The organism is Paenibacillus sp. FSL R5-0908 (genome assembly GCF_038006245.1).
In the GTDB taxonomy this organism is placed as follows: domain Bacteria; phylum Bacillota; class Bacilli; order Paenibacillales; family Paenibacillaceae; genus Paenibacillus_AQ; species Paenibacillus_AQ odorifer.
The window spans coordinates 2,429,849-2,452,313 of record NZ_JBBOUV010000001.1; the positions used below are offsets into that span (position 1 = coordinate 2,429,849).

Annotated in this window: 14 protein-coding genes; 10 read left to right on the forward strand and 4 right to left on the reverse strand. The window is 42.5% G+C overall.

Annotation, left to right across the window (positions count from 1 at the left end; all coding sequences use genetic code 11):
* The first annotated feature begins 108 nt into the window (after positions 1 to 108).
* Positions 109 to 1,347, forward strand: coding sequence for an RICIN domain-containing protein (locus tag MKZ09_RS10570; protein ID WP_076133984.1), 1,239 nt, complete (start codon positions 109 to 111; stop codon positions 1,345 to 1,347).
* Between the two features lie 17 nt (positions 1,348 to 1,364).
* On the opposite strand, the gene MKZ09_RS10575 is transcribed toward MKZ09_RS10570, so the two are convergent.
* Both MKZ09_RS10575 and coaA read right to left on the reverse strand, forming a co-directional pair.
* Positions 1,365 to 2,318: a glycosyltransferase family 8 protein gene (locus MKZ09_RS10575; protein WP_076203065.1), complete on the reverse strand. Its 954-nt coding sequence runs from the start codon at positions 2,316 to 2,318 to the stop codon at positions 1,365 to 1,367.
* A gap of 165 nt (positions 2,319 to 2,483) precedes the next feature.
* Complete coding sequence (gene coaA / locus MKZ09_RS10580) at positions 2,484 to 3,419, reverse strand: type I pantothenate kinase (protein WP_076133986.1); 936 nt, start codon at positions 3,417 to 3,419, stop codon at positions 2,484 to 2,486.
* A 180-nt stretch (positions 3,420 to 3,599) separates the two neighbouring features.
* Here coaA and MKZ09_RS10585 point away from each other — a divergent pair, with 180 nt between their 5' ends.
* Both MKZ09_RS10585 and MKZ09_RS10590 read left to right on the forward strand, forming a co-directional pair.
* Positions 3,600 to 4,691, forward strand: a complete 1,092-nt coding sequence (locus MKZ09_RS10585) for an alpha/beta hydrolase (protein ID WP_076133987.1) — start codon at positions 3,600 to 3,602, stop codon at positions 4,689 to 4,691.
* A gap of 60 nt (positions 4,692 to 4,751) precedes the next feature.
* Complete coding sequence (locus MKZ09_RS10590) at positions 4,752 to 5,402, forward strand: suppressor of fused domain protein (protein WP_076203068.1); 651 nt, start codon at positions 4,752 to 4,754, stop codon at positions 5,400 to 5,402.
* Positions 5,403 to 5,433: 31 nt separating this feature from the next.
* Here the strand turns inward: MKZ09_RS10590 and MKZ09_RS10595 are convergent, their stop codons facing one another.
* Positions 5,434 to 5,814, reverse strand: a complete 381-nt coding sequence (locus MKZ09_RS10595) for a VOC family protein (RefSeq protein WP_076203071.1) — start codon at positions 5,812 to 5,814, stop codon at positions 5,434 to 5,436.
* 242 nt (positions 5,815 to 6,056) lie between these two features.
* On the opposite strand from MKZ09_RS10595, the gene MKZ09_RS10600 reads away from it, so the two are divergent.
* Together MKZ09_RS10600 and MKZ09_RS10605 are read left to right on the forward strand one after the other, a co-directional pair.
* The gene (locus tag MKZ09_RS10600) at positions 6,057 to 7,094 is read left to right on the forward strand and encodes an NADH:flavin oxidoreductase/NADH oxidase (RefSeq protein WP_076133988.1); all 1,038 of its coding nucleotides are present in this window, start codon (positions 6,057 to 6,059) and stop codon (positions 7,092 to 7,094) included.
* Between the two features lie 208 nt (positions 7,095 to 7,302).
* Entirely contained in the window at positions 7,303 to 7,740 is a 438-nt protein-coding gene (locus MKZ09_RS10605; protein WP_081388887.1) for a MarR family winged helix-turn-helix transcriptional regulator, read from the forward strand.
* Positions 7,741 to 7,840: 100 nt separating this feature from the next.
* Here MKZ09_RS10605 and MKZ09_RS10610 read toward each other — a convergent pair whose 3' ends face one another.
* Positions 7,841 to 8,467 carry a GNAT family N-acetyltransferase gene (locus MKZ09_RS10610; RefSeq protein WP_076203074.1) on the reverse strand — a complete coding sequence of 209 codons (627 nt, stop codon included), beginning with the start codon at positions 8,465 to 8,467 and terminating at the stop codon, positions 7,841 to 7,843.
* A gap of 184 nt (positions 8,468 to 8,651) precedes the next feature.
* Between MKZ09_RS10610 and MKZ09_RS10615 the strand changes: the two genes are divergently transcribed.
* The 5 genes from MKZ09_RS10615 to MKZ09_RS10635 all read left to right on the forward strand — a co-directional run bounded on the left by MKZ09_RS10615 (position 8,652) and on the right by MKZ09_RS10635 (position 22,391).
* Entirely contained in the window at positions 8,652 to 12,410 is a 3,759-nt protein-coding gene (locus tag MKZ09_RS10615) for an alpha-L-arabinofuranosidase C-terminal domain-containing protein (RefSeq protein WP_076203077.1), read from the forward strand.
* Between the two features lie 262 nt (positions 12,411 to 12,672).
* Positions 12,673 to 13,194 (forward strand): serine O-acetyltransferase, encoded by a 522-nt coding sequence (locus MKZ09_RS10620; RefSeq protein ID WP_036679239.1) that lies wholly within the window; start codon positions 12,673 to 12,675, stop codon positions 13,192 to 13,194.
* 115 nt (positions 13,195 to 13,309) lie between these two features.
* Entirely contained in the window at positions 13,310 to 15,145 is a 1,836-nt protein-coding gene (locus MKZ09_RS10625; protein WP_076203080.1) for a UbiD family decarboxylase, read from the forward strand.
* Between the two features lie 148 nt (positions 15,146 to 15,293).
* Positions 15,294 to 15,842, forward strand: a complete 549-nt coding sequence (locus MKZ09_RS10630) for a GNAT family N-acetyltransferase (RefSeq protein WP_172628798.1) — start codon at positions 15,294 to 15,296, stop codon at positions 15,840 to 15,842.
* Positions 15,843 to 16,202: 360 nt separating this feature from the next.
* The gene (locus MKZ09_RS10635; protein ID WP_269473487.1) at positions 16,203 to 22,391 is read left to right on the forward strand and encodes a rhamnogalacturonan lyase family protein; all 6,189 of its coding nucleotides are present in this window, start codon (positions 16,203 to 16,205) and stop codon (positions 22,389 to 22,391) included.
* Positions 22,392 to 22,465: the final 74 nt, after the last annotated feature.

Genomic DNA, 22,465 nt, shown 5'->3' on the forward strand with positions numbered 1-22,465 from the left:
TGGCTGTTATAGCTGTTTATGGGATAACGTTTTGTTTTATCCATTATTCGAAACCGGTTTCAAATGTGCGAGCGCGCCGCGCAATGAAATCAGTAGGAGGAAAAGACGATGTTACGAAAAGGAAAAATGTTAAGTCTATTTCTGCTGTTCACCCTCTTAATTGCTTGGGTACCTACAGGGAGTTCAAGCGCGGCATCAAGCTGGAATCTGGCATGGAGTGATGAATTTGATGGGAATTCTCTGAACACTAATAATTGGTCGGCGGAAATAGGTACGGGTAGCGGGGGTTGGGGAAACAATGAGCTTCAGTATTATACCAGTCGTCAGCAGAACCTGCAGGTAACGGGTGGGAATTTAGTGATTACTGCACAAAAGGAGTCGTATGGGGGGATGAATTATACCTCTGCACGGATCAAAACACAGGGACTCAAAAGCTTCACCTACGGAAAAATCGAAGCTAGAATCAAATTACCTTCAGGACAGGGACTCTGGCCAGCATTTTGGATGCTTGGGGCGAATATTGATTCAGTGGGTTGGCCGAAATCTGGGGAAACGGACATTATGGAGCGTGTGAACAATAATGCTTTTGTTAACGGGACGGTACATTGGGATGCCAATGGGCATGCCGAGTACGGTCAGGTATCTGGTAACCTTGATTTCTCACAGTACCATGTGTACAGCGTGGAATGGGATGCGAATTATATAAGATGGTTTGTAGACGGCAACCCGTTTAATGCTTTTTATATTGAGAACGGAACCGGAAATACGGAGGAGTTCCAGAAACCTTTCTTCATCCTGCTAAACCTTGCCGTGGGTGGAAATTGGCCGGGAAGTCCAAATGCTTCAACTGCTTTCCCAGCTCAAATGCTGGTTGATTACGTACGTGTGTATCAGGCTGCGCCTACCTCAAGCATTGTTAGTGGTGGAATTTACACTTTAGCTGACAAGGCTAGTGGTAAGGTTCTGGACGTAGTGGATGTATCCACAGCAAGCGGGGCGAAAATGCAGCAATGGACCAATTACACTGCCAATAATCAGAAATTTAAAGTGGAGAGTACAGGCGACGGTTATTACAAGCTTACGGCAGTGCATAGTGGAAAAGTGTTGGATGTGCCGAACTCATCGACCGCGAGCGGTGTACAGCTGCAGCAGTGGGATGACAATGGTACCAACGCTCAGCGATGGAGCATTATTGATGTTGGAGGGGGCTATTATAAGCTTATTTCAAAAGTGAGCGGATTAGCCATGGATGTATCCGGAGCATCAACAGCCGATGGCGCAGCTGTCCAGCAGTGGACGGATAACGGGAGTGATGCTCAGAAATGGTTTTTTACGAAAGTGAACTAAAGAAATGCCGCCCCATATCAAATGGGGCTTTTTCTAATCGGTCTGATCGGTCTAATTTGTTTTAAATCGGATAAAAGAATAGGGGTTAAGTTCAACTGAACAATTTTTATTTTCTGCTTGTGTCTTTTTCGGGTGAGGTGTGGTTTTAAAGGGCTGCTTTTCCGTTTTCTTCGTCTGATTTTGGCTCTGGTGATTCTCCAAGGGGTTAGCTTTAGAAATTGCTGATATAGGGATGAACCCGCGGAATCTTTATTCCAGCATTTATCATCTCCCGCAAAATGGATGATTTTGTTAGTGAAATCATGGTCCGGAATGTTTGTGTTGAACGAATTAAAACGGATATCGAGGGGGAGGTAATTCCCACCAAAAACCGCATTCAGAACATCCTGATCTGGCATGGTGACATCAGGAAAGGTACGTAGGAAGTTTAGCATTTCTTCGTACCAGTTGGTATTCTGGCGGATATTATGCAAAGAAAATAAAATCACTCCGGAATTAAAATAAAGATCAGGATTTAATCCTTTAGCGCTCACAATATGAGCAACCTCTCTAATTCCCTGGTCCCAAATTGCGGCCAAATACTTGTCATCCAGTTCAACCTGCCATAATTCAGCTATGTCCATATTCACTAATACATCGCAGTCCAGATAGATGATTTTGTCCACGGGTATTAGTGCAGGAAGAAGCAATCGATACATACATGCCTGCGTCCATACATTAATGGAGTTAACATTGGCTAACACCTGAGTTAGATCATCGGGCATAGTGATTGAATAAAAGCTAATGGAATGGTTATGTTTTGTGGTTAATGCGCTAAGCCTGCGCTTATTAGTTTCACTTAAAGAAACATCATGTAAAATATGAATATGAATTGGGGAACTCGTATGATGAAAAATTGACGCTAGAACGACTCCGGCATGTTCAGCATATTTCCCATCCTTATCTTGAAAAGCCAAGGCGATATCGATCATTTGATTTATCCTCTCTTCACGTTTGTGTACGAATGTACCACAGTATACGTTCGCCTTGATCAGAGGACAGAGACATTAAACCCAGAATATTCACCCAATTTGATGTGAACACCAAAAAACCAAGTGCTGAATCTCAGCAACTTGGTCGGCTAAGGACCTCAATCTTTATTTTCGCAGCTTAATTTGATCTACGTGATGATTGTTGTCCTTATGCATTATAAGATCTGCACGATTTCGGGTGGGCAGAATATTTTGCTGCAAATTAACGTAGTTTATTTCTTTCCAGATCCGCTTTGAGATTTCAATAGATTCCTCTAGAGACAGCTGTGCATATTTTTTGAAATAAGATTGTTCATCTTGGAAGGCAGTATCTCTGAGTTTAATAAACCGATCAATGTACCATGTCTCGATATCGTTTACATCAGCATCCACATAAATAGAAAAATCAAAGAAATCAGATACAAAATAGTTAGGCATATTATGATTATTTGTAATCGCAGTCTGAAGAACATTTAAGCCCTCAACAATTAGAATATCCGGATTCTCAATCGTAATATATTCATCTGGCACAATATCATAAGTTAAGTGAGAGTATACAGGGCTTTGGACCCGCGGCACCCCAGACTTCACATTCGTTAAAAAAGAAATTAAAGTACGCGTGTCGTAGCTTTCAGGAAAGCCCTTTTTCGTCATTATACCGCGCTTTTCCAGCTCTGCGTTGGGATGTAGAAACCCATCAGTCGTAACTAAATCCACTTTTGGATGGGAAGGTAATTGTGAGAGGAGTTTTTGTAGGAGTCTGGCCGTAGTGCTTTTCCCAACAGCGACACTTCCCGCGATACCTATAATAAATGGACCTTTTTTTAGATCATTGTTCAGAAAGTGATTTATAGATTCATTAAATTTATGAGCAGATAGAAGTTGCAGATTTAGCAAATTGGACAGAGGAAGGTAGACCTCGTTAACATCCTCGCTGGAGATCTTTTCATTAATACTTTGGACTTCCATAAGTTCTTCTTCTGATAATTGGATAGCGGTGAAATCGCTTAGTTTTTTCCAATCCTCACGTAAATAAAGTGTATATGCTGAATTATTCACCATTAAATTTTCCACATCCCTGAAGTTTTTAGAGATTTCTTATGCACTTAGGTATTATAACCGTTCATACAGCTTCATTCCATTCATTGTAATCGACATTATTATGGACATTAAGGAGATTGCATTTCAGTAAATGGGAAAATCAATTAAAATATAGAATATTAGGAAAAATGGGGTGGGGCAATGGGAGTTTTTCGAAAAGTTGAATTATTGCAGGATTACACACGCACGGAAATGTTCCAAGAAGAGTCAGAGGGAAGGAAAATAGTTATAAGTATTTATTATCCGGATACAGAGGGTGTATTAATTAAAAACGCATCTGAAATGAAATATATGGAGCTTTTCCGGCCCTGTGAACAACAGGCGAGAGAGCTTCTACAAGATATTGGTATGAACATGGAAATCATAAATACATTATCTACCTCAATCAGCGATCGGACCTTTCAAAGCAAATCTAAACGCTCCTATCCAGTCATCATCTACTCACCTGCATTAGGTTTAGATAGAGATATGTATATTTATAATATAGAAGCGCTGGCCAAGCAAGGTTTCATAGTGGTAACGGTCAGTGCTGCGTACGAAGCTATGTTTACTGTTTGCCCTAGTGGAGAATTTATTAATCAATCCGAAGCCATGAGGCAAATAAAAGCTGCGGATTATACCGATTTACATAACTTAATTTCCATTCGAAAAAAAGATATCCAATACGTTCTGGATCACCTGTCCACGCTTAATTCTATGGAACAAGAGGTGATGGGCTTATTTGATATGAATAAGATTGGGATTATCGGCCATTCCATCGGCGGTGCTGCTGCATTAGATTTAACTATGGAAGACGATAGAATTAAAGCTGCTATTTTATTAGATGCAAGCATGCACTTATATATTGAGAGTGAAGAGAAGAACAATACTGTGCCGCTTCTTGTATTAAGGCAAAAGGCCTCCACCTTAGAATCCTTAAGTAATATATTACAGGAGGAACTGGCAAATGATTTCATCAAAGGACAAGAGGCGCTTTTTCAGAATTGGAAGGGATATAAATCTTTTCTGAAAATACGAAATGCTACACATATGTCATTTAGCGATCTGCCCCTTTATGAGGAAGGAGAGACTTTAAAACAAAGAACCTGTGAAATTCATACTTGCTTAAATGAGCTTATAAGTAAGTTCCTTTTGGAGCATCTTTTAGATCAGGGGCAAGGTTATGTGGCATTAATTAGTGGAGATCATAAAGATTTTTGTGAGATCCATGGTAGTGGAGAAGAAATTCTGTAAATTAGCAATAAACTCTCCTTTGTTTATACCGATAAACATATATAAGGGAGGGAATTATGAATGCATTCTGCTCAGTCTAATGAGAAAATATGTAATCATATTGAAAAATACATAGGTGTTATTGATAATGTTTTTAAAGAAATTATTTCAGGTGTTCTGTCGATAGATATTCTAATTCTTGATCCGACGCCTGAGCGGAACTTCTATACTTTAATTACTTCTGGAATGAGCGAATTACCGATGACGGTGCCAGAAGGTGCAGAAGAATATCAATATGCTGAACTAATGATTTGTCTCCCTCCTACCTGGAAGCTGTCGGATGAGGCTTTTAAGGATGAACGGAATTATTGGCCGATTCGAGCCCTGAAAACAATGGCTAGGTTTCCGCATGAATATAATACATGGCTTTATATGGGGCATACGCTTGTGAACGGTAATCCCGCGCAGCCTTATAGTGAAGATACAGGATTTCAAGGGATGCTCGTTTGGGTTCCAGATGTAAAAGATAAAGCTGGCTTTTTTAATTTAGAAATGAGCCATGAGAAAGTGGTGCACTTTTATACGTTAATTCCGCTCTATGGGGAGGAGTTAGATTATAAAATCAAGCATAGCGAGGAAGAGTTACTACATAAGTTAAATAAGATTGGGGTTACGGATGTCTTGGATCCTTCCCGTAAAAATAGTTGTAAGAAGTTATGGGGACTTTTTTAAACACAAGAAAAAACGGCTGAGAGCCGTTTTTTTATTTTTTGATTCCAAAAGCAATCCAGCGACCATCTACATCTTCGATCACAAATTCTTTGTTATTATAATCGGTGTTTGATAAAGAACGAACAATATGAACACCGCCGGCTTCGAACTCCTTCTCCAACTCTTCTTGCTGTTTCGTAATAAAATAGGCATCGTATCCATAACCGTACAACTCTCGATTGGGAATGACCTTTTGTCCATGGGATTGCGTAAGGATAATCTCTGTATCGTCGCGATACAAACAAAGATGTGGTTCTTGTGTATCTAAATAGGGCACAGCTTTAAAACCTAAGTACTGGCTGTAGAAGGCAGCAGTTTGCTCAATATTCAAGGTAGGGAAAATACTATGCGATTGTAAGAGCTTTTTGTCCACGAGTGAGGTCATCCTTTCAAAGAAAAATAGATATCCATATATTACCTCAAGGTAGAAGTTTCAACAATACATGGATTTTCCATTAAGCAGAAGATTATTCACGGTTGACACCATCGCTGTTCTATAATAATATACATGCATGAGCATGCATTTATACAATATATAAGATGAACTTAGAAACTCATGTTCACTGGTAGCATTGATCATACTATACTTAGTTTTTTATAAAGAGGAGAGATATCATGAAGGACTTGTTCACCCCGTATGAATTGAAGGATTTGAAGCTGAAGAACCGCGTGGTTATGCCTCCGATGTGTCAATATTCAGTGTCTAACAAAGACGGAATTGCTACGGATTGGCATTATAATCATTACGTAAGTCGCGCCGTTGGCGGAACCGGATTAATTATTATTGAAATGACGGACGTGGAGCCTGATGGACGGATTACTGATTTTGATCTTGGCATTTGGTCTGATGAGCAAATTCCTGCACTGGCCAGAATCGTTGAAGCTTGTCATTCTTATGGCGCTAAAGTAGGTATTCAAATTGCACACGCCGGACGTAAAGCAGAAGATGCAGCAGTTCCTGTATCCTCATCTAACGTTCCTTTTGACGCTGACTCCAAAACACCACGTGCATTAACAACTGAAGAAGTGAAAGCTATGGTTGAGAAATTCCGGTTGGGCGTGAAGCGGGCGATACAAGCGGGATTTGATGTTGTCGAGCTTCATGGAGCGCATGGTTATCTTATTCATCAGTTCCATTCCCCTCTAACCAATCAAAGAACAGATGAATACGGCAAGGATTTAACACTGTTTGGTACAGAAGTCATTCGCGCAGCAAAAAGTGAAATGCCGGAAGGAATGCCATTGATTATGCGTATCTCCGCCCAAGAATATGTTGAGGGCGGGTACGGTATCAAAGAAAGCTTGGAATTTAGTAAAGCTTACAAAGAAGCGGGCGCAGATATTTTCCATATCAGTGCAGGTGGTGAAGGTCCTATCGCAGCGGCCGGGAAACCAGGGACGCATGCAGCTTATCAGGTTCCTTTGGCTAGAGAAATCAAGTATGGCTTGAATGTTCCAGTTATTGCGGTTGGCAGATTGGATGAGCCTGTACTTGCTAATGCCGTGATTGGGAATGAGGAAGCTGATCTTGTTGCCGTGGGCCGGGGCATGTTGAGAAATCCATACTGGACGCTGGAAGCAGGGGTTGAGCTTCAGAAAGATGCCGGTATTCCCAGACAATATTCTTTTGGGTTTCCAAGAATTAATGGGTAAAGACTAATTTAAATAGTGTGAAGTCTAAACAAAATAATTGTAAAGTGTGGAGGGGCCGGCTTCTTGGAGAAACGGTCTCTCCTCGTTTTTAAAATAAAATAAAGTATAAGTATCGAACCTATACTTTATGTATGGTTGTGGATTATAGTACTATTATATAGAAGGAAAAGATCATGAAAAGCCATACACCCGGGAGATGAATAATAAAATGGGCGACATTCTTAACAATGACCTTATAACGAGTTGGTTGACGTTAACGCATATACAAATGAATGTGACGAATGAATTGGAAGCTAATCTACAAGCCAAACATGGCTTATCCTTAAAAGAATTTTATTTGCTGTTATTTTTGTCTGAAGCGCCGGAGAAGAAACTGAAATTGCAGAAACTCGAAGCTATGGTGGGTTTAAGCCAGAGTGCAGTTTCCCGACTGGTTAGTCGGTTTGAGGCCAAAGGCTGTGGCGCTTTAGAAAGAAAAGCGTGTGATGCTGATCGCAGAAGTATCTATACTGCCTTGACTGCCATTGGCGAAGACAAGCTCCTTCGTGCACAAGATACCTTTCAAGAGACCCTGCTTGCAGCTTTTCCAGAAAAAGATGTGAAAGAGCTTTTGGATCAAATGCTTCGCATGAAGCAACAATCATGAATTCACAATAAAACCTCTGTTTTGGTAAATGGACCGAATCTCCATTTCCCATACAGAGGTTTTTTAGTGTAAGGCGCTATTTACATCCTACCGGTTCATACTACTGTTGCTGGGATAGCCGGTAATAATTATAGTCTTCATGTTCAATCGTAATCTCGTCAAGAAGCTCGAAACCACATTTTTGAATGACTCTATTAGACGGGATATTGTGCTTCAGAGCAATGGCACTTAATACATCGGTAGAGCTATTATCAAACAAATACTTAATTAATCCCTTGGCAGCTTGAGTAGTGTAGCCTTTACCGCGATGATCTTTGGATATGGCATACATAATCTCTCTGTTAGGAACGGGCAATTCATCCTTAATTCCTGTACAACACCAACCAATAAACTCACCGGACTCTTTTAAAATTATGCCTAAACGAAGACGAAGCTCTCCGATATCTCCGCCCGCTGAGATCGCTTGAAGAAACTGCTGGTTCTCTTTTATTTCATAGTTTATTAACCAGTCCAACCGTTGTTCTTTAGGAACATTCCAATCTGGCAAGAATTCAATAATTTCAGGCTGTAGAGTAAGCGCATAAAACTCTTCTAAATCCTCCACGCTATATTCCCGCAAAAAAATATCTTTACAATCAATCGTAAATAAATCACTGGAATTGGCCTTTTTTCCACAACCTCGCTCAACTTTTACCACTCCTTTATTAACTATCAGATATTTTACCATGAAACAAATGATTGATTTGGTAATATTTGATTATAAAAAATGTTTTCTTTTATTTCACATAAATATTAATTGGTTAATATATTAATTGACTATAAAATATGTTATTATGTTTCGTATAAACGGCAATGAACTAATATGGTTAGGTTTTTAAGATTTCTACTATAAAGATAACAGGTGATCTTCTATGAAAAATGACAACGGTAACAAATTTATTAATGGTAGTCTAATTGCGCATTATAAGTTTGATAATCCAGAGGATGTAGGTCAAGATTTCTCGGGGAACGGCAATGATGGAACCGCTTCAGGTACGAAGCTGCCGGTTATTAAATCCGTAGCAGGTAGACAAGCTGTTTCGCTTGCTGGGGGAGAACATGGCACATCCTATATTTCATTACCTAACGATCTGCTTAAAGAGGTCAGTGACCATACAGGAATTACGATTTCGACCTGGATGTATGTAAGCAAAGCTTCAAGCTTATGGGAAAGAATTTTTGATTTTGGTAAAGGTGAAACAGGACCTTATCTTTTTGTAACTCGCAATTTGCGGGGAACTTGTTTTGCAGGGGAAGACTTAATTGCAGATCCAGGGAAATCCTTTGCGACTGATGAATGGGTACACGTTTCCTTTGCAGTTACTGGTACAAAAGGTGGAACACTAAGCAGTGCAGGTCCTGTGATGTATGTAAATGGTGAAGTAGTTGCGGATGGCATGATCAGCCAAACCTCTAGTGGCACATATGCTAAACTGCGCACATGGTTTGCTACTTTTGAAGATCAACTGAATTATAGCAATAATACAATCGGGAAATCCCAGTACGCGGCAGATGTTGATTTTGGCGGCTATATTTCGGACTTCCGTGTATATAAAGCAGGCTTAACTCAAGATGAAGTGATTGAAATCATGTGCGAATCTTTGACGGATGAAGATATCGTTAAGCTTGCAAAAGATAAATACTTAACCTTCCCAAGCTCGATTATTACCAAAGATATCGAATTGCCAGCTTCGCTGATGGGCGGGAAAGTTGAAGTATCTTGGGTTTCCAGTGATACCAAAGTCATTTCTAATGAAGGCGTTGTGAATAAAGGAGTTCAATCTGCTCAAGGCGTAACACTTACAGCACATTTGAAAAAGGGAGCTAGTATAGTAGAAAAGAGCTTCACTGTGTCTGTGCTTCCGGAAGATTTGCCACCTTACACCTTAACAATTGACGGCAATCAGGAGATTTTGGATGTTAGCCAAATTCTATATGGTTTATTCTATGAGGACATTAACAATGCAGCAGATGGTGGGATCTATGCAGAGCTAGTGCAGAATCGCTCCTTCGAATCTTTTGCTTTTGACAGCTATTCGCATGTATGTGGTGTACATGGTGCTTCCACCGGAAGAAATTATACACCTCTTCACGCATGGTCTGGGGATACAGACCAAATGACTGTCCATAATACAGGCGGATTAAACGATTTCTTCGGCATCGATGATAAAGATATGAATGCGCATTATGTGACGGTAGCGGATGGCGCGACTATTAATAATAGAGGTTTCGCCGATTCCAATCAGCACTGCTCGATGTTTATTCAGGAAGATGCCAAGTACAACTTCACGATTTGGGCGAAGGCAGAAGCAGCGGGCACAATTACCTTGCAATTGCTCGACAAAGACGGTAAAGCCATCAGCGATACTGCAGTTGTTGAAGTAAACGGTGACGGCAGCTGGAAGAAGTATGGTGTCGATTCAAAGCATGTATTAACAGGGTCAGAAACTGTACTTGGTCAGTTGGCTTTAACCTTTAACGGTGAGATCTCCATTGATATGGTTTCCTTAATTCCTGATGACGTTTGGGGCTCTGGTGAAGAGGAACGTTCTGCTACAGCTCATGCTAACTATAAAGGAAATTCAAACTATAGATTGCGAAAAGACTTAGTGAATGCACTCGTTGATCTTCATCCTACCTTCCTGCGTTTCCCTGGGGGTTGTATTTCTGAAGGTTCTCACATTTGGGAGAACGTGTACGATTGGAAAGAGTCCGTCAACGATATCGAATTGCGCAAAGAAAACTATAACGTATGGGGCTACATGATGACCATGGGTCTTGGATATATGGAGTATTTCCAATTAGCCGAGGATTTGAACGCAACACCACTTCCGGTTATGGCCTGCGGCGTACTCTGTCAAGCTCGTTCGGATTATGCGAATCCAGCTGGCGGTGCGTTAAGAGATTATTATGTGAAGAACTTTACGGATCTGATTGATTTTGCGATTAACATGGATTTTGACAATAATGAGTGGGCTGCATTGCGTAAAAAGATGGGCCATGAAGCAGCGTTTGACCTGCGTTATTTGGGTGTGGGGAATGAAAACTGGGGTACAGAGTTTTTTGCTAACTTCGAATATTTTAAAACAGTGATTGATGAGTATATGGCGAAGAACTATCCTGATCATGAATTGACTATTCTCTCTACTGTAGGTGCACAGGCAGATGATGATGCTTACCAGCAAGGTTGGAAATTCCTAAGCGGAAATTTACAGGGCTCGGAAAAAATCAGCTTTACGGATGGCACATCGAGCATCGAAGAGACTGTTACCTGGTACGAAAAACAAAAGAACTACATGGATACTATTGCGGATGAGCATTACTACCGTTCCAATGAGTATTTGTTAGAGAATGCTGATCGTTACAACTACTATTACAGAGCGTATAAGGAAGACGGCAGCTTGGATGAGGCAGAAACTTCAAAGGTTTTTGTGGGTGAATATGCTTCCACAGATAAAAACACATTGGCAGGAGCTGTTGCTGAGGCGGCGATTATGTCCAGCTTCGAGAATAACTCTGATGTGATTAGATTGGCGGCAACGGCACCATTGTTCAACAAGGTTTTGACAGATGGCACCTATAGATGGACACCGGATTGTATCTGGTTCGATGATGAAACCGTATGGTACACACCGAACTATTATGTTCAGCAGCTGTATGCTAAATACCTGGGAACCAAAGTGGTTGGCACCTCATTTTCGACTTATCGCAACGGGGAGAAGGTAGAACTCATTCCTCATGGAGGAATTGAAGTGGCTGCCGGGAAATCAGCTGTGATCGTGAAACGGGTGAAAGTGACTTCGAATGTAGATGGCAGTGTATGGTTGGATCAAGATTTCACGCAGCCGCTGGATGAAGCTTGGAAAGTGATTCCTGGCTCTGCCGGATATACGATTGATCCTTCCAAAGGTCTGGTGTTGAAAGCGCAGAATGGCGGATTGAATGGATTGTATATCCTTAATGACGCGTGGACTAATTATAAAGTAGAGGTTGTAGCTGAAAAAGCTTCTGGCGAAGATGGCTTCTATGTAGGCGCAGGTCTGACAGAAATCTCACCGGAAAATAAAGATGTTATCGAATATGCGATTGGCTACAATGGCGATGCCACAGGAGTCAAGGTGTACAAGCAAGGGATTGAGGCTTATACTCTCGGCGATTATTCCTCTAGTACCGCTGCTGGTAACCTTAGAGCCAGTTGCTATGAAGAGCTTGAGGATCATACGGAATATACCATCACCGTTAATTATGGTGGAGCAGATGGCAAACATTTGATTTGCTCTTATACAGATGGCAAGGTAACAAGCAAAGTACTGGATTATAAGCTTGAGGCTTATAACAGAGAGGTATATAATTCCGTAACTAAAGATGATAAGCATATTTATGTGAAGCTTGTAAATGCGGATGGTGTAGAAAAAGCAACGAAGCTTGATCTAAAAGGCTTAAAAGTAGCTGCTACGGGTAAACGGATTACTTTAACCGGAGACGCTTCACTGGTTCATACACCTAATGTGAACAGAAAAAATGATGAGAAGGTTACACCGGTCGAAACGGAAATCGTAATTGATAAAGACACGGCAGTTGTGAAGCTAGCTGCCAATTCCGTGAATGTGATTGTTCTGGATCTAATTTAATAGAGAATATGCTGTTCAACACGCGCCGATCTTTTTGTTCGGCGCGTGTTGTTGTTTAACAAGCCTCTAAATCGGTTGATGATTATATAGAGAGAACTGTCCACTTGCTTGATGAATCTCAGAATCTATCTTACACTGGTGAAAGTATAATCACCGACTGACCCTCCAGCCCGCGATCCTCCCAGATGTTTTATCCACAGCTGCCTTCATTACTCCAGAATACAGTGCATACCCCCTAGCCCCTAAAAAGGAGAACGATAAAATGATGAAATCATTCAAAACGGACTGGAAAGCAAATCTGAAAAATCCCCAAACGATTATGGCCTTGTTTACTTATCGTTATGGAAATTGGGTGTATTATCGAGTGAAGAATGGCATCGTGCGAAAACCTTTGTGGCTTTTGTATCGGATAATGGATGTGCTTTTTGTCCGTATTCTTGCGAATGGCGAGCTTCACGCTCAAGCTCAAATTGGTGACGCGCTTCATTTACCGCATGGTTTAAATGGGATTATCATTAGTCCTAAAGCGGTGCTTGGAAGCCATGCTACTATTTTTCATCAAGTGACGATTGGCGGGAGAAATAACTTAGGAGAGCCAGTGATTGGAGACAGAGCTTTTATTGGAGTAGGCTCCAAGATTCTTGGACCGGTTGTCATTGGTAACGATGTTAATATCGGGGCCATGTCTGTAGTGGTAAAGGATGTGCCGGATAACGCTTCGGCAGTAGGTATTCCTGCTAAAAATATATTGCGGAGTGAACCGAAACCAGAGAATACAAGATAAAGACGTCAGGTTCTAGTACATAGGGTACGCGTGCGCTTTATTTTAATATCTTACAGGGTATAATTAAAGCATCCAAGTAATCTTGTAATAACCTTCTAGAGATCGGAGTAATGAAATGAAATATAGCAATTTAGAAGAGTGTGTTAATGATTTAGAGAAACACGGACATTTAGTTCGTATTCGTGAAGAAGTGGACCCTTATCTAGAGATGGCGGCGATTCACCTAAAGGTTTATGAGGCTGGTGGACCCGCATTATTATTTGAAAATGTAAAAGGCTCGAAGTTTCGGGCCGTATCTAACCTTTTTGGAACGTTAGAGCGCAGTAAGTTTATCTTTCGGCGTACTTGGGACTCCACACATAACGTAATTGCCCTTCGCAACGATCCCGTAAAAGCACTCAAAAATCCATTTAAATATGTTGGAACCGGATTATCCGCGAGAAAAGCATTGCCGATTAAAAAGCCAGGAGGTCTGCCAAGCGGTTTCCAGGAAATTAATATCTCTGATCTTCCGCTAATCACACATTGGCCGGGAGATGGTGGTGCTTTTGTAACCTTGCCGCAGGTGTATTCAGAAGATCCGGACAAGCCGGGCATTATGAATTCCAATCTGGGAATGTACCGTGTGCAGCTGACTGGAAATGAGTATGAATTAAATAAAGAAGTGGGCATTCATTATCAAATTCATCGCGGCATTGGCGTACATCAGGAAAAAGCGAACCGCCAAGGACAACCGCTTAAAGTGAGTTGTTTTATCGGTGGGCCACCCGCTCACTCCTTATCGGCGGTTATGCCTTTGCCTGAGGGAATGAGTGAGATGATCGTTGCAGGTTTATTATCAGGACGCCATTTCAGCTATAGCTATGTGGATGGTTACTGTATCAGCAATGATGCGGACTTTGTGATAACAGGTGAAATTCACCCTGGTGAGACGAAGCCGGAGGGGCCCTTTGGCGACCATTTAGGCTATTATAGCTTGGTTCACCCTTTCCCAGTAATGAGAGTACATAAAGTGTACGCCAGAAAAAATGCAATCTTTCCATTTACGGTTGTCGGCCGGCCGCCACAGGAGGATACCGCGTTTGGTGAGTTAATTCACGAGCTGACAGGTGGGGCTATCCGCCAAGAAATTCCGGGCGTCAAAGAAGTTCATGCAGTCGATGCTGCGGGTGTTCATCCCCTGCTGTTCGCCATTGGCAGTGAACGTTATACGCCTTATCAGCAAGTAAAGCAGCCAGCGGAAATTCTGACCATTGCTAACCGGATTTTAGGGACGGGTCAGCTTAGTTTAGCTAAGTTTTTGTTTATTACAGCAGAACAAAATCAGCCTATCAGCACACATAATATCGAGGGTTTCTTGACGTATATCTTAGAGCGGATTAATCTTCATAGAGATATTCATTTCTATACCAATACCACGATTGATACACTTGATTATTCCGGCACAGGATTAAACAGCGGAAGTAAAGTGATCTTTGCAGCAGTAGGGGATAAGAAAAGAGAGCTATGTACAGAGGTACCAGGCCTGCTGAAAGAATTACAGGGATTTGAGCATGCACGAATGGTGATGCCTGGTCTTGTTGCCCTTCAAGGCGCTAAATTCACAAGCTATGCTGAAGCAACACTGGAAATGAACAAGCTTAGTGAAGCTATTCAGGAGCAAGGGTCACTTCCTTCTTGCCCAATGATTATTTTGTGTGATGATAGCGAGTTTTTGAGTGAAAAGATCGACAATTTCCTATGGGCGACATTCACCCGCAGTAATCCATCTCATGATATCTATGGAGTGAACAGTTCTACTGAGTATAAACATTGGTCCTGTGATAACGTGATTATTGATGCTCGGATAAAACCCCATCAAGCCCCGCCACTGATCCCAGACCCAACCGTTCAGAAGCATATCGAACGATTATTTGCGTCAGGTGGCAGTTTAAGCGGAGTCAAGATATAGAGAAACATTCATCGGTCTCCTTGGGAACCCAAGGAGGCCTCTTTGCTGTTTGTGAAATGATTTTGCTCATATGAAACAAAAAAGGAATAGGGGTATTATGGGGTGTATGGTATATTTTTACTATTAATATTGGGGAAGTGTTGTTCTAATGGAAATTATGGAAACGGAACGTTTATGGATTAGAAGGTTCTCAGCAGAGGATTGGAAAGACCTTCATGAATATTTGTCGCAAGAAAGTGTTGTGAAATATGAGCCCTATTCCGTATTTAATGCAGATGAATCTCGCACTGAGGCCCTCAGACGGTCATCGGACCGTGCTTTTTGGGCAGTCTGTCTTAAATCTACGACAAAAATGATCGGCAACTTATATTTTCAAGCGAGCGAACCAAAGGTTTTTGACGTTTGGGAATTTGGATATGTTTTTAACCCTGATTTTCAAGGAAGCGGGTATGCTACAGAGGCTTGTAATCTATTGTTAAACTATGGCTTTGATAATCTGAAAATGAGACGTGTGATTGCGAACTGTGATCCCGAAAATACACGCTCATGGAAACTGCTCGAACGATTGAAGCTTCGTCGAGAAGGACATTTTTTGCAGACGGGTTATTTTAAATACGATAGTAATGGAGAGCCAATCTGGCATGATGCTTATTCCTATGGATTGCTCAGAAGCGAATGGTTGAGGATGAAGGAATAGCAAAACTGTTGTCGTGATCTCAAAAGCGGGTGTCCCCTCACTGATTCTTCTGTCCTAACTTCTTCCCAAATCGTAGGTTTTTATAACTATAGGCGAAGAAATTGAACGGTTTAGTGTATGATAAAATCTGTTTTTTAAATGTTCAGAGTGACACTTAGGTGGTAGTATCGTGTTGGATATGAGTGAAACTGGAATCATCTACCATCCAGCTGCCTGAGCAAAGAGGAGGGGATACACGCACGAAGTGAACTTATATTTGAAGAACGAATGACAACGAAGCTTATTGTAAGCGTTTACTACAACGGGGCTAGATGCGTACTAAGTTCTTTCAATCATAAGAAAGCGGGTGAAGCACGGAAGATGAAGAGGAATAAACTTGGAAATAAAATATTTATGGTGTTATTGTCGTGGATCTTCATTTGTTCATCAATACTTCCATCTACAACATTTGGGGGGCAACAGGTCAGTGCAGCTTCAGGCCCAATAACCTTGCAATATGATTTTGGAACAGCAACAAGTCCTGTTATGAGTGGTTATACAGGCGTGCATGAATCTAAGTTATATACGAATGAGCTAGGGTATGGCTTAGATCAGGCGGTTGCTTCGAGGAATCGTTCGGGTGGAGACGATATGACTAACGATTTTGTATTGGGACTGTCCTATTCTTTTTTGGTGGATCTTCCTAATGGGGATTACGATGTGACTGTATACTCAGGAGATTTACTAGCGGGTACAAGTACAACCAAAACTACGATTACTTTGGAAGGTAGCACGGCTGGGTCGATAAGCAGTAAGCAAGCTGTAAATCAAGCTACCTATCGGACGACTGTTCAAGATGGACAACTGACCGTCGGCATTACGGGTACAGGAGTTGGCGGATATTTAAATGGACTAATTATTCAGCAGATTGTACCAGGTCCATTGAAAGCCCCTGAGGGATTAGTGACTCATAATATCACTCCCACTGAGGTATCTCTAGGGTGGAGCAGCGTGACAGAAGCAGTCTATTACAATATTTATCGAACGGTTCTTCCTAGTGGAACTCTTCAAGCCATAGGGCAAGCTGCTGCTAACAGCTACATGGATTCAGATGTAAATGAAGGCAGTGGCTACATTTACAATGTGTCAGCTGTAAATGGAAAGGGTGAGGAGTCTGCTTTGAGCGCATCTGTGACAGTAGACAAAATTCCGGGGGTAGAGGTTCCCGCAGCACCAACCGGTGTTTCAATTGTCACTGTAGGTGTAAGTTCTGTTCAACTGAGTTGGAACAGTGTGGCTGGAGCAAAGCGCTATACGATCTTAAGGTCTGATTCAGCAGATGGAACATTCCATGAGATTGGCCAGTCAGAGAAGACGACATTTACGGATACCTCAGCGGATACCTCAAAACGGCAATATTATGGGGTGAAGGCAGCCAATGACCAAGGACAATCAGAGCTATCTGACAAGGTGGAAAGCGCTGTGTATATGCCTCCCGGAACTTTGCCAGAAGGGGATGTTTATTCCTTTGATTTTGGCCCGGGTGCTGTGGCTGCAGGTTATCTTAAGGTAGATGCAGGAGTATCTTATTCCTCTGAGGTCAAATATGGATTTACAGATATATCGAAAGTAACTGGGGTAGACCGAGGAACCTCAGATCCTTTGCGATCAGATTTTGTGGTCCCTAAGGATGCAACTTTTAATGTGGATTTACCGAATGGCGACTATACAGTGTCACTTACCGCTGGTGACAGCGCCGGAGATACAGAGATTGGCATCAAAGTCGAATCCATTCAAAAAGTTCAACAGACGAGCAAAACAGCAGGCCAGTATTTGGAAATGAGCTTTGACATCGCTTTGGTGGACGGACAAATGAACTTGTTGTTCTCTGGTACTAAGCCTAATATCAATGCACTGGTGATTACTAAGCAGCCAGACCGTCCTGCTAATGAATTGCCAACGGTTTATATTGCGGGTGATTCAACGGTGCAGACTTATGATCCTTATTGGATACCACAAGCAGGCTGGGGACAAATGATTCCTGACTTCTTTAGTGAGGAAGTAACGTTTAAGAATCACGCTATCGGAGGCCGCAGCTCTAAGTCATTTATGGTCGAGGGAAGGTTGGATGAAGTACTGCGTAAGATCCAACCGGGTGACTATTTCCTTATCCAGTTTGGTCATAATGATGCAACGATTAGCGTTCCTGACCGATATGCTTCTCCAGCCGATTACAAAGTTTATTTAAAAACCTATATCAATGGAGCTAGGCAAAGAGGAGCAACTCCGATTCTGGTGACCCCCATGGGGCGCAGAGATTATAATGCTGTGAGCGAAAAATTCAATGTGAGCTTTCCAGAATATGTGCAGGCTATGAAAGAAGTAGCAAGTGAGTTGGATGTTGACTTGGTCGATCTTAGCGCACTCAGTGTAGCTTATTACAATTCTATCGGTTTTGCAGCTACACGCTCTGTATTCCTTCACCTCGATGCAGGGATATATGGTGCTTTCCCAAATGGCTCGACAGACGATACTCACTTTCAAGAGTACGGAGCCATTCAAATGGCCCGTTTGCTGGCCAAAGGAATAGGGGAATTAAATATTCCACTCTCCAGCTTTGTGCAGGACATCAAACAGCCAGAAACGGTGCCTGCGAAGCCTGAAGGTCTTGTAGCTGGGAGTATCAGTAATGCAGGTGCAGTACTGAAATGGAATAAAGTAGAAGGTGCAGATATCTATAAAATTTATCGTAAGCTAGCGGCAGAAACCGAATCTGCTTATACATTAGCGGGAACTTCAACTGTCCCTTCATTGACATTAAGCGGGTTGGTTGAAGGTCAAAGCTACTCGGTAAGAGTGACTGCAGTGAACGGGCTAGGAGAGTCTGAGCCTTCAGATGAAGTGAAGCTGACTACGAAATCCGCTCAGTATCGTTATGATTTCGGACCTGTTGGTTCACCCGTTGCTGCGGGTTATACGGAAGTGAATGTGAATGTCCTATATACCCCAGAACGTGGATATGGTTTGACCTCGAGTGCAGGGATGATTGATCGGGATCGGGGAAATGCGACGGACGATCTGCGCAGAGATTTTGTGATTTATTTTGGAGGATCGTATGAATTCAAAGTTGATTTACCCAATGGTTATTATTCTGTTAAGACCTATACAGGAGATTGGATTGGATCTGCCAAGACGAATGTAGCCATTGAAGGCAAAGATTACGGAACAGTCTCCTCAGGTAAGGAAAATATTGCTGAGAAGCTGTATAACCAGATTGCTGTCAAAGACGGGCAGATGAATCTTGTCTTTAGTGGCACAACCGCTCATCTCAATGGGCTGGAGATCACACCGTTATTATTAGCCCCAACGAATCTGAACCTGGGTAGCCTGGATTTAAACAGTGAGCCTATCACAGCTAATCTTTCTTGGGACAGTATGGAGGGTGCGCTGAAATACCGTGTATATCGTCAGGCTACGGTTGCGAATAGTGCAGAGCTGCTGGGCGAGACAATAGAGCCGCTCTATACAGATACCACTGCGGATATTGGTATGGAATATATCTATACGGTAACTTCGGTCGACAGCACGGGACTGGAATCCGTAGGTTCTAATGCGCTAAAAGTGTCTATGATTGATCCTTCCGTAGCAAAAGCACCCGTACCTAGTGGTCTAGCTGTACAATCTACGAACAAAAATGATGTGGCCTTTACTTGGAATGAGGTACCGGATGCACGGATGTTCAACATTTATCGTGCGAAATCCGCAGACGGTGAGTTCATCCTGATCGGCAAATCATTCGAAGCTTCGTACACAGACATGACCGTTCTGACTACCATTCCTTACTATTACAAAGTAGCCTCGGTAAATGCAGGCGGCATCTCTGATCTATCCGCTACGTTGGAAACCTCAGCGGTGACAGCTTTATACCGGAAGATGGAGGCGCTGGACCGTGCGCCTGTAGCGGTTAAGACAGATGAAGGTGTGTATATCAGCTGGCGGATGTTAGGTCTGGATCCGGAAACGATAGGATTCAATCTGTATCGTGGTGATAAGAAACTAAATGATTCGTTGATTACTCAAAACACGAACTATCTCGATATTACAGGCAGGGAGGATGCCAAATATAGAATCACATCAGTAATCAATGGAGTCGAGAAATCTGCTTCGGAACCATTCAGCGTATGGCAGAAGCAATATCTATCGATCCCTTTGCAAAAGCCAGCAGATGATTACACCAAGGATGGTCAACCTTATACGTATAGTGCGGGAGATGCAAGTGTAGGTGATTTGGACGGTGATGGTGTATATGAAATCATCATGTTGTGGTCACCTTCGAACAGCAAGGATAACTCTCAAGCTGGGTATACTGGACTTGTCTATATGGACGCTTATAAATTAGATGGAACTCGCTTATGGCGGATTAATTTAGGGCCTAATATTCGTGCCGGTGCACACTATTCTCCATTCCTGGTATATGATCTGGATAGTGATGGACGTGCCGAAATTATGATCAAGACGGCAGATGGCACAGTGGACGGTCAAGGAAAAGTCATTGGCAATGCCAGTGCAGACTATCGTAACAGTTCGGGTTATGTGCTGCTGGGCAATGAATATTTAACGGTGTTCGAAGGGGCAACAGGCCGGGCATTGGATACCGTTGATTATGATCCGCCACGTGGAGATGTTGGCGCTTGGGGGGATACCTATGGTAACCGTGTAGACCGCTTTTTGGCAGCTGTAGCTTATTTAGACGGCGAGCAGCCAAGCGTGATTTTTAGCCGCGGTTATTATACTAGAACCGTACTTGCAGCTTACAATTATCGTGAGGGCAAGCTCGAGAAAGTATGGCGTTTCGATTCTAATGATGAAGGATATGGAGACTACGCTGGTCAAGGAAACCACAATCTTTCTGTAGGAGATGTGGACGGCGACGGCAAGGACGAAATAACCTTCGGCGCGATGGCAATCGACGATGACGGATTGCCGCTGTATAATACAAAGCTTGGCCATGGTGATGCAATTCATTTCGGAGACCTTGATCCTACCAGACCCGGGCTGGAAGTCTTTGATGTTCATGAGCATACCGATTCGAAGTATGGGATTGAAATGCGTGATGCAGCTACAGGAGAAATATTATGGGGGGTGTTCACGGGGATTGATACTGGACGGGGAATGTCAGCAGATATTGATCCGCGATATGCTGGCGAAGAGGTATGGGCTGCAACGATCACCAATGAGGAGCATATACCTGTTACGGGCCTATACAGTGCGCAAGGTGAACTAATCACTAAAAAACTGCCTTCCTCCACGAATTTTGGCATTTGGTGGGATGGTGATCTTTTACGTGAATTACTGGATGCGAATCGAGTGGATAAGTGGGACTATACCAATCAGACAACGGTCAACTTATTGACGGCTGTAGGCGCTTCTTCAAATAATGGCACCAAGGCGAATCCAAGCTTGCAGGCAGATCTGTTCGGGGATTGGCGTGAAGAAGTGATTTGGCGGGCAACGGACAGTTCTGAACTACGGATCTACACAACAACGGATATGACAGATTATCGTATTCGCACATTGATGCATGATCCGATCTACCGCCTGGCAGTAGCTTGGCAAAATGTAGGCTATAATCAACCTCCGCACCCTGGATTCTTTCTTGGTGAAGGGATGGAACAACCAGCGGCTCCAAAAATTCAATATGTAGGCTCACCGGGAGAAACTGAAGATACTACACCACCTACGATTTCTGGTTTACCTTCTGCTCAAATGAGTGAAACGGATGTATTGAAGGTGCAGGTCGTAGCGGAAGATCCAGAGTCTGGTATTCGCAGTCTGGATATTACCTTTGATGGTAAACCTGTCGTTTATGGAGATGAGATTCCACTCACAGGGCTTGCGGGAGCGCATACGTTCATCGCAACAGCCATTAATAACGCTGGACTTTCGACGACAGAACAAGTGATTGTGGTCGTAAGTGGACCTCAGAAGGCTACAGGTGTTCCGGGGCAATGGGTTCTATCCAATAATAATGGGCAGGATACAGGACTTTTGGACGGGGATTACCAAATCACAATGAATATGTGGTGGGGCAATAATGGTACGGTCTACAAGCTATATGAGAATGGTGTCTTAATCGACACGCAAACCTTACGTGATAATTCCCCAGCTGCACAGACTGCAGTGACTAATATTACCGGAAAAGAAAACGGAACCTACACCTATACGGCTGAGCTAACCAATTCTTTTGGCACAACGGTGTCTGCTGCTCATGTGGTTATCGTGAAGGATGCTGCACCAGCTAAGCCGGTGTTGTCCAATGACAACTGGGATGGCGATGGAGAGTATAAAGTGACTATGAATTTATGGTGGGGGATGAACGGCAAAGAGTATCGCTTGTATGAGAATGGAATACTGATCGATACTCAGATTTTAACAGCGGGCACCCCAAACGCACAAACGGCTTCTACTTCTATTACTAACCGTTCTCCAGGCGTCTATGAATACCGGGCTGAGCTGTTGAATGATCAAGGGGTAAATGAGAGTACGATCATGAAAGTTACGGTAAAATAACTGAATATTTGTTAAAAAAGCGCCTAAGTCGGTAATATCCGGCTAGGCGCTCTTTTAAAATTATCTAAGATTTA

Coding starts and splice junctions, on each gene's coding strand:
- MKZ09_RS10570 (WP_076133984.1), top strand. CDS start 109: ATGTTACGAAAAGGAAAAATGTTAAGTCTATTTCTGCTGTTCACCCTC.
- MKZ09_RS10575 (WP_076203065.1), bottom strand. CDS start 2,318: ATGATCGATATCGCCTTGGCTTTTCAAGATAAGGATGGGAAATATGCT.
- coaA (WP_076133986.1), bottom strand. CDS start 3,419: ATGGTGAATAATTCAGCATATACACTTTATTTACGTGAGGATTGGAAA.
- MKZ09_RS10585 (WP_076133987.1), top strand. CDS start 3,600: ATGGGAGTTTTTCGAAAAGTTGAATTATTGCAGGATTACACACGCACG.
- MKZ09_RS10590 (WP_076203068.1), top strand. CDS start 4,752: ATGCATTCTGCTCAGTCTAATGAGAAAATATGTAATCATATTGAAAAA.
- MKZ09_RS10600 (WP_076133988.1), top strand. CDS start 6,057: ATGAAGGACTTGTTCACCCCGTATGAATTGAAGGATTTGAAGCTGAAG.
- MKZ09_RS10605 (WP_081388887.1), top strand. CDS start 7,303: ATGGGCGACATTCTTAACAATGACCTTATAACGAGTTGGTTGACGTTA.
- MKZ09_RS10610 (WP_076203074.1), bottom strand. CDS start 8,467: ATGGTAAAATATCTGATAGTTAATAAAGGAGTGGTAAAAGTTGAGCGA.
- MKZ09_RS10615 (WP_076203077.1), top strand. CDS start 8,652: ATGAAAAATGACAACGGTAACAAATTTATTAATGGTAGTCTAATTGCG.
- MKZ09_RS10620 (WP_036679239.1), top strand. CDS start 12,673: ATGATGAAATCATTCAAAACGGACTGGAAAGCAAATCTGAAAAATCCC.
- MKZ09_RS10625 (WP_076203080.1), top strand. CDS start 13,310: ATGAAATATAGCAATTTAGAAGAGTGTGTTAATGATTTAGAGAAACAC.
- MKZ09_RS10630 (WP_172628798.1), top strand. CDS start 15,294: ATGGAAATTATGGAAACGGAACGTTTATGGATTAGAAGGTTCTCAGCA.
- MKZ09_RS10635 (WP_269473487.1), top strand. CDS start 16,203: ATGAAGAGGAATAAACTTGGAAATAAAATATTTATGGTGTTATTGTCG.